This window comes from Clostridium senegalense (assembly GCF_018916625.1).
Lineage (GTDB): Bacteria > Bacillota > Clostridia > Clostridiales > Clostridiaceae > Clostridium_J > Clostridium_J senegalense.
This window is the reverse complement of sequence record NZ_JAHLNC010000020.1, coordinates 1-15,181: the sequence shown is the minus strand read 5'-3', so window position 1 is coordinate 15,181 and position 15,181 is coordinate 1. Positions and strand designations below refer to the sequence as shown.

Sequence of the window (15,181 nt, the reverse complement as noted above, 5' to 3'; positions counted from 1 at the left end):
AATTTGCTGACTATAATAGTCAATTTTTTACATCTTTCGATGTGAGCATCTACAAAATAGATTCTCAAATGAATTAACTGGTTTTACCTATATTTATCTGTTTAATTTTCAAAGACCAATTCGTCATTACCTGACGACTTTTACTATTTTACTAGGTTTTAACTTCTTTGTCAACACTTTTCTAAAACTTTTTTTCAAATTTTTTAAGCGTCTTTTAAAGTTTAAATCCTTATCACTTGAGCTGCTTACTTGCTTGCCTCAGCGACAAGATTTATTATATATTTTTTAATCATATTTATTTTTTTATAAAATTACTATTAATTGTATTTATTTTTTATTTACTTACTTTACTTTATATATGCTCTACTATTCATCTATCGACACTCCTGGTACAGTATTCATAAAAAATAACTGTTTTTATAAAAAATACCTTTTTTATTTTAAATTTTCATTACTTTCTCATTATTTCTGCTGAATTAAAGTATTAAAAAAAGCCATTTAACAATAAAATACTATTGTTAAATGACCTATATACCTTTATTAGATTCCTAATAACAAAGTAGCTACTCCAAAATAAATAATTAATGATAATGCATCTACTATTGTTGTTATTAATGGACTAGCCATTATAGCTGGATCTAATTTTAATTTTTTTGCTACTATTGGTAATACACAACCTACTACTTTTGCTATAACAATAGTAAAAAATAATGTTATACTAACTGTTGCTGAGATAGCTAACTCAACTTTTTGTAAATAATATATTCTAAAGAAATTAACAATAGATAAAATTACACCAACTATTAAACTAACTCTAATTTCTTTCCAAATTACTTTTAAAATATCTCTCATCTCTATTTGACCTAATGCTAAACCTCTTATTATAAGTGTGGATGATTGAGAACCGGCATTTCCGCCTGTATCCATAAGCATAGGTATAAATGCTGCTAAAATTACAACAGATTGTAATACCTCATCATATTTTTGTATTATAGCACCTGTAAATGTAGCTGAAATCATAAGAATTAATAGCCATATAATTCTATTTTTTGCTAGTTTAAAAACACCAGTTTCTAAATATTCTTCTTCTGATGGCTCCATAGCTGCCATTTTTTGAATATCTTCTGTATTTTCCTGTTCTATTATATCAACTATATCATCTATCGTAATTATTCCTACTAACCTTTTTTCATTATCTACTACTGGCATAGCTGTAAAATCATATTTTTTAAACTTATCAGCAACATCTTCCTGATCCTCTAGCGTATTGCAATAAATCACATTGCTTTTCATAATATCTTCTATTTGTGTATAGTCATCATTCAATATTAACTGTCTAATAGATAAAACTCCTTGTAATTTTCTATCTTTATCAATTATATAGCAAGTATCTATAGTTTCTTTATCTACTCCATTTTTCTTTATATGTGATATAGCCTCTTCTACTGTCATCTTTTTCTTTAGACTCATATACTCTATGGTCATTATACTTCCTGCTGAATTTTCAGGATAATTTAAAAAGGAATTAATTTGTTTTCTCTTTCCTTCTTTAGTATTTTTTAAAACTCTACTTACAACATTTGAAGGCAATTCTTCTAAAATATCTATAGTATCATCTAAAAAAATCCTATCCATTATAATTCTAAGTTCATCATCATTTATTGCTTCTATAATATAATGAATATCTTCCTTATTCATATAAGAAAATACTTCTGCTGCTAAATCTTTAGATAAAATTCTAAATGCTATTAGCATAGTTTCACTATCTAACTCTTCTAATAATTGTGCTATATCTGCTGGATTTTCATTTTGTAATAAATGTTTTGCTTCAACAAATTTATTTTTTCTTATTAGTTCTACTATTTTTTTGAATTCCATTTGCAATACCTCCTATTTAGGTACTGCTATTCACACTATTTACCTATACATTATAAACTTTTAAATAGTATATTATAATTGTTTATATATTTATTAGTAACTGCATGAATAGCAGCCATTACCAATTTGACTATAATAAAACTACTGGCTCCATCATCCATGGCAGTCACCTCCTAAAATTTATTTTAAAAACAAAATAAAAATCTCTCAAACCATTAAGTAGAGAGATTTAAAATCAAAATAAAACTATATTTAAAATTCTAAAATCTAATTTCCCTTAATACGTTGAGTTTTAGCTCTGTAAGACGTAGAGTTATTCTCAGCCACATTAGATAAAACCTTAATTCGATAGTATCTGCTAACCCATTGGCGTCTCTGGACATTTCTGGGCAGTGGCGTATTTTCATACAGTAACCTCACCTAACAAGATAATTAATTTTTAATTTTTCTATATAATTTAATGATACTATTATCAATAACTAAAGTAAACCCTTACCTATTGTTTTTGTAGAAGATTTTATGATCTTGCCATTTTCCATTTATATATAGATAATTTTTACTTATACCAAGCTCCTCAAAGCCACATGCCTTTAATACACCTTGAGATTTTTCATTTGTTATCATTGTACTTGCTTCAATTCTATGTAATCCTAGTTCTTTAAAAGCAAATTCAATAGCAAGCTTTACAGCTTCTTTCATATAACCTTTTCCTTGGTATTCCTCATCAATTGAATATCCTATAAATGCATTTTTAAAAACACCCATAACAATATTATTAATTCTTATTCTTCCTATAAATTTATTTTTTAAATATATTCCAAAATGAGCTGATTCACCTTTTATGAATTGTTTATAACTTTCTATTAAGCTTTGTTTTTGACTTTCTATAGTGTAAAACCCTTCATCTCTATGTGGTTCAAAAGGTGTTAAAAACTTTCTATTCCTCATATAATAATTTAATAAATCGTTACTATCTTGTGGAGTTAATACCTTTAATCTTATATTTCCACCCTTTAAACTTGTTCCTAAATTAATATAATGAGATTTATACATATTTTCTGTTATCCCAAATAAAAGCTCATACTCGTACTTGTTACAATTATTCATAATATTATCTTGTAATATTCCTTCAAGTTCAAATCCTATATTTGTAAATGCATTAGTATCTAATTCCTCACTACATAAGACATTCACTTTATTGACTTTATGATTGTTAAACAAGATGTTTAACATAATTTTTAAAGTATCTAACATATACTCATAGCTATTATTTTCTTTATAAAATTTTAACCTAAACAAACAATTTTTATTAACTTCATCAATTTCAATTATATATATCCTGCCAATTGTTATTCCTAATCTATCTTTTATTGTATATTCTTTATTTCTACCTTTTGCTACAACCAAATCAACTAAAGCACTTTTATTCATCATAAATCCCTACCTCAAACTAAAGTTTTTGTATTTCTGTAAGTCAAAACCAAGAATGCTATGGAAATTACTAAACTAATTGGTATTAAATAAAATGCTTTTTCAGTACCTATCACATCACTAAGATTTCCTATGAATTTATTTAGTAACATATTAATAGTACTTGAAGTTGTAATTATTATTCCAGACATATATATAGCATTTTCTTTAAAAGTATTACCAATAGTACTTACCACAGTTGGAAATGTAATAGCAAAAAATAATCCTGATATACAAATTAAAAACATACCTCTCTCACCTAGTATCAAACTGCTAGTATATAAAATTAATGCAATGGTAAGAGAAATTATAACCGTTTTAAAGTATCCTACTTTTTCTGCTACAAATCCACCAAGTAATCTTCCCACAGTTAATAATATAAAAAATATTGATAAATATATTGTACTCTTTTGATAATCAAATTTGTAAGTTTCTTGTAAAAAATTTACTAACCAATTAGCTGTTGCAACTTCTGCGAACACATAAAAACCTAAACCAATAGAATAAAAGTAATACATCTTATTTTTCAAAGCTACTTTAATGTTTCCCTTGCTCTCTTTTTCAACAGCCTTATAATCTACATTAGGTTCTGGTATTTGTATAAATAAAAATATTATGAATGCCAATAAAAATAAAACACCTATAAAAATATAAATGCTTCTCCAGCTAAAGCCTCTAGATAAAAAAGCTCCTGTTCCTGCTTGTGTTAATGTAGACCCTACACCATAACAAAAATGAGTTAAATTCATAGCTACTGCTTGAAATCCTATAGCTAGCATGGGAACTAAAGTATTTATTGATATACATATCAATGCAATTCCAATATTTAATATAAATATGCATATCAATAGCATTTTATATCCACTAGAGACATAAAACAAAAATGCTGACAAAACTACTATTAAAAAACCTAATCCATAAGTTCGTTTTTGTCCTATTTTTTCGCATAATATTCCACCTAAATAAGTAAATAAAACATAACCTATACTACCTATTAAAAATATATCACCTATATTAGAATTTGTTATTGAAAAACTTTGTTTGAATGCTGGAACTAATACCCCTTTTACATTGTCTGCCACAGCAACAAAAAGCATAGTGATAAATATAAATATTAATGTAGATATGTTCTTTTTCTTTTTCAAAAAATCACCACCTTCAAATACTAATTATATATTATAACCTATTTAGATTGAATAGCTAAATATAGGTTAAAATACATAATATATTTATTAAATTAATAGTATATATCGTTTTTAAACAAGAATTCATAAAATACTATTTAAATTTCAGTTTTATAGTAATATAATCTTATAGAAAATTTTAAAATGGAAAGGTTGATCTTAGTGAATAAATCTAATATATCTAAATTAAAATTATTTTTAATAGGCTTAGAGAACAGATACACTGAAAATTTATCTATTTTCAAAGATATTAATGTAATTTATAGTGCTGGTCTTAAAACCTTTAAAGGTGTAGCAAAAATAGATAATAATTTATTAAAATATAACTTTAACGGAGTTACTAAAGAAGTTTCTATCTCAGAATTATTTAATAAAATTATAAAAGAAGCTGAAAGGTATGATAGCCTTTCCCTTATTTATAGTGAGCGTGGTGAAGTTATTTCTATAACTGCTGATAATAAGAATGTATCAATGAAAAATACACAAACAAAAGATATTGAGTCTAATGAGAAAGTAAAAAAAGAAGATTTTCCAGGAAATACTTCTACTCTATTAAATAGAGATTACTATATAAAAGTTGGAAAAGCAGATACACTACTTAAAGAAATTAACATAATGACTAAAGATGGTAAAATTAAAAATGATAAAGTAAGAAAATATAATCAGATAGACCATTATGTTGAGCTTTTAAGTGAAATATTAGACAATTTACCTAGAAACAAAACGATAAATATTTTAGACTGTGGTTGTGGTAAATCTTACCTCTCTTTTGTTCTTAATTATTATTTTACAGAAGTAAAAAAAAGAAAATGCCATTTTATTGGTTTAGACTATTCAAAAGCTGTTATAGATAGTTCAAAAAAAATAGCGGAGAATCTTGGCTATAGAAATATGGAATTTCATGCTGTAGATATAAAAGATTATAAAACAGATAAAAATATTAATGTTGTTATCTCTCTTCATGCCTGTGATACAGCTACAGATATGGCTTTAGCTTTAGGGATAAAGTTAGATTCTGATATTATAATTGCAGTTCCATGTTGCCATAAGGAACTACTATCTCAATATAAATATGACCCTTTAAAATCTGTTTTAAAACATGGTGTATTTAAAACAAGATTTGCTGATATCTTAACTGATGGAATGAGATCCTTGCTTCTTGAAGCTAAGGGATATGATGTTTCCGTAGTTGAATACATATCTCCCCTTGAAACACCTAAAAACATTATGATTAAAGCTATAAAAAAATATGATGAAAATACTGATGCAATGGATGAATATATGAATTTAATGTGCAATTTTAATGTATATCCTGCATTATATAGTTATTTAAATGAATGGTAAATAAAATAAAACACTATCAAAAGATAGTGTTTTATTATTATATTAAACTATAATATAATAAATAATTTCTATAAATCGTTTATAATATCTTTTACAACTTCACTAGCAATAATCATTCCTGCCACTGGTGGCACAAAACCTATACTTGCTGGCGTTGCTCTTTTTCTTATTGTTACTTTTTCACTATCATTATTATCTTTAATATCCTCTACTCCTTCTGGTAACGGAGTAACAGGAAGTTCTTCTGAAAATAGAACTTTTGTTTTTTTAATTCCTCTTCTTTTTAATTCTCGTCTCATAACCTTAGCTAATGGACATACATTAGTCTTATATATATCAGCAATTTTAAATTGAGCAGGGTCTAATTTATTCCCTGTCCCCATTGAACTTATTATAGGTATATTTTTTTCATTACAATATACTATTAGATCTATCTTAGATGTAACTGTATCTATTGCATCTATAACATAGTTTACATTTTCTCCTATTATATCTGGTATATTTTCTCTTGTAACAAAAGTTTGATGAGTTATCACATTGCAATTAGGGTTTATATCTAATATTCTTTCTTTCATTGTCTCTACCTTACTTTGTCCTACAGTTTTAAAAGTAGCATGAATTTGTCTATTTATATTACTTATGCTTATATCATCATTGTCTACTAATATAAGGGTTCCAACTCCACTTCTTGCTAATGCCTCCGTTGAAAAACTTCCAACTCCACCTATTCCAAATATAACAATTGTACTATTTGTTAACTTATTTAAAGCCTCAACTCCTATCAACCTTTCAGTTCTTGATAATGAATGTTCTGGCATAAAATCACTTCCCTTTATATATTAATTTTAATCCTTTTAATTATACTCTTTATTATTACCTAAATCTTAATAACTAAATGGTTTTTTATATTTTACATAAATATTAACTTAATATCAAATAAAAAAGTAGGAAATGTTAGTAATTATCTAAAAAATAATTAAACTTAACATTTCCTACTACTTCATATAAAATTTATTTTAATTCATGAACAAATATACCGCTTCTTAACTTAGGCTCAAACCATGTAGATTTAGGTGGCATAACTCTTCCAGCATCAGCTATATCCATAAGCTCCATTATGCTAGTTGGATACATTGAAAATGCTACTACCATTCCTTCTTCCACTCTTTTTTCTAGTTCTTTTAATCCTCTTATACCTCCAACAAAATCAATCCTATCACTTGTTCTAGGATCTTCTATTGCAAGTATTGGTCTTAATAAATTATTTTGTAATATAGAAACATCTAAACTATCTACAGGATCATTTTCATCATAAGTGCCTTTTTTAGCTGTAAGCTTGTACCATTTTTTATCTAGATACATACCAAATGTACATTTTTCTGATGGTTTATATGGCTCACATATATCACAAGGTTTAATTTCAAATTTTTCACTTACCTTATTTAAAAATTCATCCTTAGAATTTCCGTTTAAATCTTTAACAACTCTATTATAATCCATTATATATAAATCTTCTGATGGGAATATAACAGATAAGAAAAAGTTAAATTCCTCATTTCCATTATAATTTGGATTTTCTTTTCTTCTTAATTGGCCTACCTTTACAGCAGAGGCTGCTCTATGATGCCCATCTGCTATATAAAGATATTTAACATCTTTAAATAAATCTTCTAATTTTTCTACTATATTTTTATCATCAATTAACCAAACTATATGTGAAATGCCATCTTCTGATACAAAGTTATATTCAGCTTCCTTTTTAGTCCAGTTTTCAACTATTTCATCTATTTCTTTTACATTTTTATATGTTAAAAATATAGGACCTGTATTTGCATTACAATAATCAACATGATTTATTCTATCTTGTTCCTTTTCCGCTCTAGTATGCTCATGTTTTTTTATTATATCATTCATATAATCGTCTATAGATGTACATGCAACTATACCAGTTTGTTCTCTTCCATCCATTACTTGTCTATATATATACATTGATTTTTCTGAATCTTGAATATATATTTTTTTATCAATCATACCATAAAGATTATCTCTTGCCTTTTCATATACAACTTTATCATATTGATTTGTACTTGGATCTAAATCAATTTGTGCTTTATCTACATGTAAAAAAGAATATGGATTAGATTTTACCATTTCTCTTGCTTCTTGTGTATTCATAACATCATATGGTAATGCAGCCACCTTATCTACTAAATCTTTTCTTGGTCTTATTGCTTTAAATGATCTTACTATTGCCATAGGTAGATTCCCCCTTCTTTATTTAAAAGTTTCTGTTATTATAGTTACTATTTCTTCCCCAATTCTTTGTTGAGCCTCTTTTGTTGACGCTCCTATATGAGGTGTAACAGAAACTTTTGGATGGTTTATTAAATCTGTATTTTTAGTTGGCTCCTCTTCGTAAACATCTATTCCTGCACCAGCTATAACTTCATTATTTAAAGCTTCTATTAAAGCTTTTTCACAAACTACTCCACCTCTTGCACAGTTTATCAAATAAGCAGTTTTTTTCATTAATTTGAATTCGTTTTCACCCATTACAGCTTTTCCACCTTGGCTTGGTATATGAAGTGATACGTAATCTGACTTTTGTAATAATTCCTCTAATGTACAATACTCATAGTTATTGTAATCATCTAATTTACCTCTTCTATTATTATAAAGTACTTTCATTCCTAAAGCTTCAGCTCTTTTAGCCAATTCTTTAGCTATTCTTCCAAAACCAATTAATCCTAAAGTTTTGCCTGATATTTCTGTTCCTTTATATTTTTTCTTATCCCACTTACCTTCCCTCATAGATACATTGGATAGTGAAACAAATCTTGATATTGCAAACATATGTGCAAGTGCCAATTCCGCTACTGATGCACTACTAGCATTTGGTGTATTTCTAACATTTATTCCTTTTTCCTTTGCATAATCCACATCTATATTATCAACACCTACACCACCACGAATTATAAGTTTTAATTTTCCAGCTTCTAAAGCTTTATCTATTATTGGTTTTCTAACCTTTGTAGCACTTCTTACAACTACTACATCAAATTCTTTTAGAGCATTTCCAAGTTCTTCTGGTTCATAAAACTGTTCAACAACGTCAAACCCTTTTTCCTTTAAATCCTTAACAGCTGAAGCTGACATACCATCAGTAACTAATATTCTTATCATTTTATAGCCCCCCAAATTTACTTTTTATTCCTATCTATTTCAAAATCATACTTATATGTTTTTAGATTCCTAAACATTGGACATATACTTAAATTACTTCCCCAAACAATTTAAATATAATTTCCATCCAATCTATAGGACTCTAAACTAAACTTTTAAGCTAGCCATTTACCAAATAAGAAGATTTAAAATAATATTTTACTGTTAGTTAATAGTTTTAGTTTTCTTTTAACTATTAACTAACTACAGTTGTACTTATTTTTATCAACCGTTAACAAAGATTTGATAAATAACTTAAATATAAACTTTTTCCCTATATATACCATAACAAATTAAGAATGTATCTGCATTGTATTAGCTATAATTTAAAGTAAATTATAGCTAATACATACTGATGTCTTTTATACTGTAAATTTAAGACACCCCAAAGAGTGATTATATACTTAAATTAAATAGCATTATAATAAGCTTTATAATTTTAAGTTTATTCACTATGTTATAGCAAGTTACATTCTTAATTATCTATTATTTTTTAGTTAAGTCCTAAAATTTCATCTATTACCTTTAATAATTCTTTTACTTCTTCTGGTGTAGTTTCTGCCATATGAGCTATTCTGAAAGTTTTATCTTTAAGTTTTCCATATCCATTAGATATTTGATATCCTCTTTCTCCTAAAGCTTTATTCAATGCAGCTACATCTATGTTCCTTGTATTTTTCACATTAGTTAATGTGTTAGACATATAATTTTCATCTGGGAATATTTCAAAATGTTTTCTAGCCCAGCTTCTAACGATCTCTCCGCCTTCTATATGTCTTTTATATCTATTTTCTAATCCTTCTTTATTTATAATTTTATCTAGTTGATATTCAAGCGCAAACATGTGTGATAATGATGGAGTTGAAGGATATTGATAATCTTTCTTTTGAATATATTTATATAATGATAATAAATCTAAGTACATTCCTCTATTTGGAACTTCTTTAGCTCTTTCTACTGCTTTTTGTGAAAACGTACAAACAGACATTCCTGGAGGAAGTCCTATAGCTTTTTGTGTGGATGCAATACATATGTCTACTCCCCACTCATCCACTTTTAATTCTGTACCTGCAGCTGAGCTCACTGTATCTAAGCAAAATACTACATTAGGATATTTCTTTACAACGTTTCCAATTTCATCTAAAGGATTCATTACTCCTGTAGAAGTTTCATTATGAGTAACTGTTATTAAGTCATACTTTCCTGTAGCTAAAACTTCATCAACTTGTTCTGGTGTAGTTGGTTTTCCCCATTCAACCTCAAATTTATCTGCTGGAACATTATTTGATATAGCCATATCATACCATCTATTTCCAAAAGCTCCTATTGAAAAAATAGCTGCTCTTTTAGCAGTACATGATCTAACGGCCCCTTCCATTAAACCACTTCCTGAACTTGTAGAAAGAAGTATTTCTTCTTTTGTATTAAATATTTTTCTCATATATTCACTTATAGTTCTTTGAATTCTTGAAGCTTCCTTACTTCTATGTCCTATCATCGGCATAGACATTTTTTCTAGCACATCTGGTGCTACATCTACTGGTCCAGGTATAAATAATCTTTTATGCATTACAACCCCTCCAAAATTTAATAAATTATATAGTCCCCTTTAATTTTAAGTATATCTAAAATCAATATAATTTTATCATTTGGAATAATTTTCTTCAAGTTGAAATATTGCAAATTTATTAAATATTCTAAACAATTTAGAAATCAAATAGTTATCTATGCATCTATTTATTGTTAATTTACTCTTATTTTTCCATAAACATCATCAAACAAATCCTTAATACATTTTCCTCTTATATAATTTTTGCATGTACTACAACTTTGACTAGATTCAACAAAACTCATAAGTGAATATGTGTGTCTACAACTATAACCAGGACAATTTTGTGCAACTCTCATTTTTACTTCATTACTAATCATAATAAATTCTCCTTATCATATAAATTTTAATTTTTATATAGGGCTTCTAACTTTTTATATACCCTTAATAATAAATACTAAAGTAAACTTTAAATAAAGATTTTTAAAAATCCATAAGCGAACTTGAATTGAAATTTATTTTTATATAGTATTTGTATTTTTGCAAAAAAAAATTAGCAGTATTAAAAATTCTGCTAATTTTCCACTTCTATAATTGATTCAGTTTCCCTACAATATTTAGTTATTATGCACTGTCCTAAATTTCTTGGACAATTTCTACACATACAATTACTTTCCATACCATTACAATTTTTATTTATGTACTCAGGACACTTTTTACAGTTAAAAACAACAATATCTGCACCCATTATTGTTGCTCCTCATTTTCTTGTAACTTATATCTCTTTCTATGAGCAACCATTATTTCATTTAATATTTCTCCTGTAAATGGTGGTGTATATGATATAGCATTAGCTCCTGCTTCTATTGTCTCTTTAATACTTTCTTCTGTTGGTCCACCAGTTGCCATAATTGGAAACTCAGGATACTTCTCTCTTATTTTTCTTACAATATGTGCTGTTCTTTTAGCTCCAGATACATTTAATATAGTAGTTCCTGCATTTATTCTTCCTTCTATGTCTTCATATTCTGAAACAACAGTAACAATTATAGGTATATCTATTGTTTCTCTCATTTGCTGTATTACTTCATTTGGAGTAGATGAGTTAACAACAACACCCATAGCACCCTTAAATTCAGCATCTAAAGCCAAGTTGATTATTCTTTTTCCTGTGGTAATAGATCCACCAACTCCACAAAATACGGGAACATCAGATGCTAATAACAATGCTTCTGTTATTCTCGGTTGAGGAGTAAAAGGATATACTGCAATAACTGCATCTGCATTTGTATTCCTTATTATTGCTACGTCAGTTGAAAAAACAAAGGATTTTAGCCTCTTACCAAATATAATAATTCCGCTAGCATCTCTAATTGCTCTAGGTAACTCAATCATATGGCTTCTTAATAATCCTTTAAATTCTGGTACAAATTTTCTCATAACTTTTCTCCTTTACCGTTTATAAAATATGATTAATATATATAATATATATTATAACTCATTGTAATACAATAATTTTAAATAAAAATTCTAGCTTTAAAATATCTGTACATGCTATACTATAAACATAAAATATCTAACTAAGGAGGGACATATTATAGTAACTTTTAAAAATTCAAAATATTTGCCCTATTTTCTCATCATTTCATATTGCTTTGTATTATTTTTTATATCTTTACTTTTAGAACCTCCGATTGAATTATTTAGCGGATTAACTAAAATAGTAATGGAATCTGATATATTAATAACTGATTACATAGCTTTAGCTGGTTTAGGACCTTCTTTTTTAAATTCAGCCCTTGTAATGTTAACTTTAACCTTATTATTACTGTACTTAAAAATAGAGCCAACTGGCCCTATAATAGCAGGGTTGCTAACTACTGCTGGATTTTCATTGTTTGGTAAAAACATAATTAACATATGGCCAATAGTATTTGGTGTATGGTTATATTCTAAATACCAAAAAACACCATTTTCTAACTTCGTGGTTATAATGTTATTCGGAACAACATTAGCTCCAACAGTAACATTTCTAATGTTTTCTAATGTATTTCCTAACTTAATATCAATTGTAATATCTTTAAGTATAAGTAGTTTACTAGGTTTTATACTTCCACCAATGGCTTCTTATACAGTACACTTGCATCAAGGATATAGTCTTGCTAATGTTGGTCTTGCTGGAGGTCTTTTAGGCACTGCTCTAGCCTCACTATTCGCTGCCATTGGCATGAATTTTGAAAAAAAATTATTATGGTCAGCAGGTAACAATTTAATTTTGCTAATATTTTTAATATTTGTATTTACTACTATTATTATAGTATCATATATTGGTGATAAAAATGTATTTAAAAATTATCCTTGCATATTTAAGTATTCAGGAAAGCTAGTTACAGATTTTTATTCAATTTTAGGCCCTTCAATTACTTATCTTAATATAGGAATTTTAGGATTACTTGCTACTATATTTGTATTATTAATTAAGGGTGACTTAAATGGTGCAACTCTATCTGGAATTTTTACTGTAGCTGGTTTTGGTTCTTTTGGTAAACACCCTAAAAATATATTTCCAGTTATAATTGGAGCTTTATTAGGTGCCTATTTAAGCATTTGGGATTTAAACTCTCCTGGTATGATATTAGGAATGCTTTTTAGTACTGCACTTTGTCCTATCGCAGGAAATTTCGGATGGCCCTATGGCATTATAGCCGGATTTATGCATATATTTATGGTGATGAATATAGGATATTTACATGGCGGAATGAATTTATATCATAATGGATTTGCCGCTGGATTTGTAGCAATAATTTTAGTACCTCTCATAACTGCATTTAAAAAGGAGTATAATGAGTAATGAAACATATTAATCAAAGAAACATGCGAATTATAAATGAAATAATGTTATATTGTCTTAATATAGGATGCAAAAATATAGATGTTAAATTTTCTAAATTAGATGATAGAGTTATAATAAACTTAACTAGTGAAATAGAAGACTTATCAAAAGAATCTATAGATAAAATGTACTTTTTACTATCTACACCTAGAAAACCTGAAATAGAGGAATATTACTGGTTACTAAATGGTGGTGATGATACAAACTCAGAGCTTTCCTTAGTTGGAATGATGACTGACGAAATTTCTATAAATTATATTAATAATATATTAACTATAAATTTAATAAGATTAAATTAAAAAATCGTGGTATCACGATTTTTTATTATACTACAAAAACACTAAATTATAATTTCCACACTCTCATATAGTTCTATACTATTTTCACAAACCTTGCATTGATATGCAAAAATATCAACACCTTTTTCTTTAGCATGTCTTAAAGCTTTTCCAAACTTTTCATCTGTATCATCATTAGAAGTAAAAGTCTTTACATTATCCATTTGTATTAAAAATAATACCCCTGCTCCTCTACCACTATTAATTACATCAACTAACTCTAATAAATGTTTGGTTCCTCTTTCTGTAGGAGCATCTGGAAATTTTGAATGTCCCTTTTCTTCTAATGTTACACCTTTAACTTCTAAATAATATTCTTCTCCTGTATCTTTGCTCAATTTAAAATCAAATCTACTTTTTCCAAATGTTTTTTCTCTTTGTATTATGTTATATTCTTTTAATTTATCAATTTTCTTTAAATTAAGAGCTTCTTCCACAACCTTATTGGGAATATGAGAATCTATATTTATTAATTTTCCTTCCTTGTATGCAGCAATTAGATCATACTTAGTTTTTCTAGTAGGATTATCTTCTTTTCTTAAAATTACATTACATCCAGGTATAAGAATTTCTTTACATCTTCCTGTATTAGGAACATGTACTAATTCCTCTTTTCCATTAATAATTACATACCCTTGAAATCTATTCGGCCTTTTAACAAACTTAACTTTTAAAATATCATTTTTTATAATCATTTCTACATAAAATTAAGTACCTTATAATTTATTCGCTCCATAAATCTTTACTTAATTCCTCTATCTCCTCTCTACGCTTTCTTGTTGCTTCTACGTCTATATGAAAAGTATCATTTTTTAAAAAAATAACATCTCCTTCTCTAGCATTCTTGGGAATATCTTTTCTTTTTATATTAACCATATTTCTATCTTCCTTTTCACAAACAGCAAATTCTCCTTCAAATCTATCTATTATAAAATTCATATATTTTTAGTAAAGGAAAATCTTTTCTTTACTAAATTTCACCTCCTATAATATTTTATCCACAATCTATATCGTCATTAAGTATTCTGTCCACTTTTTTTATTTTCATTTGTGTATATGTTAATATTTTTATATATAAAAAAGTCGTAGTATAAATACTACGACTTGGTGGCTCACCGGGGAATCGAACCCCGGACACCATGATTAAAAGTCATGTGCTCTACCGACTGAGCTAGTGAACCATACTTACCTGGCAACAACCTACCCTCCCACACAGTCTCCCGTGCAGTACTCTCGGCGTCTAGAGGCTTAACTTGCCTGTTCGGAATGGAAAGGAGTGTTACCCTCTAAACCATCATCACCA

General features: G+C 27.5%; 15 protein-coding genes, 1 tRNA gene, 1 rRNA gene and 1 riboswitch. Of the genes, 3 read left to right on the top strand and 14 right to left on the bottom strand.

Annotated elements, in window-relative coordinates; all coding sequences use genetic code 11:
- Positions 1 to 540: 540 nt before the first annotated feature.
- The 3 genes from mgtE to KQI36_RS17290 all read right to left on the bottom strand — a co-directional run bounded on the left by mgtE (position 541) and on the right by KQI36_RS17290 (position 4,493).
- Complete coding sequence (mgtE, locus tag KQI36_RS17300) at positions 541 to 1,878, bottom strand: magnesium transporter (protein ID WP_216451977.1); 1,338 nt, start codon at positions 1,876 to 1,878, stop codon at positions 541 to 543.
- Positions 1,879 to 2,147: 269 nt separating this feature from the next.
- Positions 2,148 to 2,313: riboswitch (M-box (ykoK) riboswitch) on the bottom strand.
- 57 nt (positions 2,314 to 2,370) lie between these two features.
- Positions 2,371 to 3,309, bottom strand: a complete 939-nt coding sequence (locus KQI36_RS17295; protein WP_216451978.1) for a GNAT family N-acetyltransferase — start codon at positions 3,307 to 3,309, stop codon at positions 2,371 to 2,373.
- Between the two features lie 14 nt (positions 3,310 to 3,323).
- The gene (locus tag KQI36_RS17290; protein ID WP_216451976.1) at positions 3,324 to 4,493 is read right to left on the bottom strand and encodes an MFS transporter; all 1,170 of its coding nucleotides are present in this window, start codon (positions 4,491 to 4,493) and stop codon (positions 3,324 to 3,326) included.
- 201 nt (positions 4,494 to 4,694) lie between these two features.
- On the opposite strand from KQI36_RS17290, the gene KQI36_RS17285 reads away from it, so the two are divergent.
- Complete coding sequence (locus KQI36_RS17285) at positions 4,695 to 5,876, top strand: class I SAM-dependent methyltransferase (RefSeq protein WP_216451975.1); 1,182 nt, start codon at positions 4,695 to 4,697, stop codon at positions 5,874 to 5,876.
- 68 nt (positions 5,877 to 5,944) lie between these two features.
- Here the strand turns inward: KQI36_RS17285 and KQI36_RS17280 are convergent, their stop codons facing one another.
- From KQI36_RS17280 to KQI36_RS17250, 7 genes are all read right to left on the bottom strand, one after another.
- On the bottom strand, positions 5,945 to 6,694 hold the full coding sequence (locus KQI36_RS17280; RefSeq protein ID WP_216451974.1) for a tRNA threonylcarbamoyladenosine dehydratase: 750 nt from the start codon (positions 6,692 to 6,694) through the stop codon (positions 5,945 to 5,947).
- 193 nt (positions 6,695 to 6,887) lie between these two features.
- Positions 6,888 to 8,132, bottom strand: a complete 1,245-nt coding sequence (locus KQI36_RS17275; RefSeq protein ID WP_216451973.1) for a DUF1015 domain-containing protein — start codon at positions 8,130 to 8,132, stop codon at positions 6,888 to 6,890.
- An 18-nt stretch (positions 8,133 to 8,150) separates the two neighbouring features.
- Positions 8,151 to 9,059 (bottom strand): D-2-hydroxyacid dehydrogenase, encoded by a 909-nt coding sequence (locus KQI36_RS17270; protein ID WP_216451972.1) that lies wholly within the window; start codon positions 9,057 to 9,059, stop codon positions 8,151 to 8,153.
- Between the two features lie 532 nt (positions 9,060 to 9,591).
- Positions 9,592 to 10,668, bottom strand: a complete 1,077-nt coding sequence (locus tag KQI36_RS17265) for a pyridoxal-phosphate-dependent aminotransferase family protein (RefSeq protein WP_216451971.1) — start codon at positions 10,666 to 10,668, stop codon at positions 9,592 to 9,594.
- 173 nt (positions 10,669 to 10,841) lie between these two features.
- Positions 10,842 to 11,027 carry a hypothetical protein gene (locus KQI36_RS17260; RefSeq protein WP_216451970.1) on the bottom strand — a complete coding sequence of 62 codons (186 nt, stop codon included), beginning with the start codon at positions 11,025 to 11,027 and terminating at the stop codon, positions 10,842 to 10,844.
- A 194-nt stretch (positions 11,028 to 11,221) separates the two neighbouring features.
- Positions 11,222 to 11,395 (bottom strand): hypothetical protein, encoded by a 174-nt coding sequence (locus KQI36_RS17255; RefSeq protein WP_010299678.1) that lies wholly within the window; start codon positions 11,393 to 11,395, stop codon positions 11,222 to 11,224.
- Entirely contained in the window at positions 11,395 to 12,087 is a 693-nt protein-coding gene (locus tag KQI36_RS17250) for a beta/alpha barrel domain-containing protein (RefSeq protein ID WP_010299689.1), read from the bottom strand. Before KQI36_RS17250 ends, KQI36_RS17255 begins: the two co-directional genes overlap by 1 nt.
- A 184-nt stretch (positions 12,088 to 12,271) precedes the next feature.
- Here KQI36_RS17250 and KQI36_RS17245 point away from each other — a divergent pair, with 184 nt between their 5' ends.
- Together KQI36_RS17245 and KQI36_RS17240 are read left to right on the top strand one after the other, a co-directional pair.
- A complete protein-coding gene (locus KQI36_RS17245) occupies positions 12,272 to 13,498 on the top strand; it encodes a DUF1576 domain-containing protein (protein WP_052314821.1) in 1,227 nt (408 codons plus the stop codon).
- The gene (locus KQI36_RS17240) at positions 13,498 to 13,839 is read left to right on the top strand and encodes a hypothetical protein (RefSeq protein WP_216451969.1); all 342 of its coding nucleotides are present in this window, start codon (positions 13,498 to 13,500) and stop codon (positions 13,837 to 13,839) included. Before KQI36_RS17245 ends, KQI36_RS17240 begins: the two co-directional genes overlap by 1 nt.
- Positions 13,840 to 13,880: 41 nt before the next feature.
- On the opposite strand, the gene sfsA is transcribed toward KQI36_RS17240, so the two are convergent.
- The 4 genes from sfsA to rrf all read right to left on the bottom strand — a co-directional run.
- The gene (gene sfsA, locus KQI36_RS17235; protein ID WP_216451968.1) at positions 13,881 to 14,573 is read right to left on the bottom strand and encodes a DNA/RNA nuclease SfsA; all 693 of its coding nucleotides are present in this window, start codon (positions 14,571 to 14,573) and stop codon (positions 13,881 to 13,883) included.
- Between the two features lie 28 nt (positions 14,574 to 14,601).
- The gene (locus KQI36_RS17230; RefSeq protein ID WP_216451967.1) at positions 14,602 to 14,817 is read right to left on the bottom strand and encodes a DUF3006 domain-containing protein; all 216 of its coding nucleotides are present in this window, start codon (positions 14,815 to 14,817) and stop codon (positions 14,602 to 14,604) included.
- Between the two features lie 166 nt (positions 14,818 to 14,983).
- A tRNA-Lys gene (locus tag KQI36_RS17225) sits at positions 14,984 to 15,059 on the bottom strand.
- Between the two features lie 6 nt (positions 15,060 to 15,065).
- Positions 15,066 to 15,181 (bottom strand): 5S ribosomal RNA (gene rrf / locus KQI36_RS17220); the annotation flags it as partial.